The sequence below is a fragment of the Oleiphilus sp. HI0061 genome, from assembly GCF_001635675.1.
The window spans coordinates 1-933 of record NZ_LWFE01000095.1; the positions used below are offsets into that span (position 1 = coordinate 1).

Consider the following 933-nt stretch of genomic DNA (forward strand, 5'->3'; position numbering starts at 1 on the left):
TCTCACTTGGCTGGAGAGCTTGAAGAAGAGTTGGAAGATGATGCTTTCGACTTGGCTGAGTTAACCACGACCGGAGATGACAGTGAAGCACCGGTTGTAAAACTGCTGCAATCTATTTTTGAAGATGCGGTGCAGGCGAGAGCATCTGATATACATATTGAACCAGACGAAAGTGTGGTACGAATCAGGCAGCGTATAGATGGCATTCTGCAAGAGCAGGTGATGAAAGAGACACGAATCAATGCCGCCCTGGTACTGCGTTTGAAGTTGATGTCGGGCTTAAATATATCCGAAAAAAGAATTCCTCAAGATGGACGCTTTAACGTTAGGGTTAAGGCGCGGTCAGTGGATGTGCGTCTATCGACGATGCCTACGCAATATGGCGAGTCCGTGGTGATGCGTCTTCTTGATCAGACCGAAGGTATTCTGGGGCTGGACAAGGTAGGTATGCCCCCCAAAATACTCGAGCGTTTTAGAATCGCAGTGACACGTCCGCATGGACTGGTACTGGTAACCGGGCCGACGGGGAGTGGTAAAACGACCACTTTGTATGGCGCGCTATCTGAATTGAACAAACCAGAAGTAAAAATTATTACCGCAGAAGATCCGGTTGAATATCGTCTTCCGCGAATTACTCAGGTACAGGTTAACCCAAAGGTGGGATTGAATTTTTCTACCGTACTTAGGGCCTGTTTGCGTCAAGACCCGGATATTGTTTTGGTTGGTGAGATGCGAGACCAAGAGACCGCAGAAATTGGCTTGCGGGCGGCAATGACAGGTCATATGGTGATGTCGACCTTGCATACCAATGACGCGATTGGCAGTGCCATGCGTTTGATTGATATGGGCGCAGAGCCTTATTTGGTAGCGAGTTCTTTGGGCGGGGTGCTGGCCCAGCGTCTTATCAGACGGGTATGCCCGAACTGTGCGACC

Annotated in this window: 1 protein-coding gene; it reads left to right on the top strand. The window is 49.5% G+C overall.

Translation table 11 applies throughout. The features are described 5' to 3' along the window. The coding region (locus tag A3735_RS01205) for a GspE/PulE family protein (protein ID WP_197485571.1) at positions 1-933 on the top strand (933 nt) is incomplete at both ends.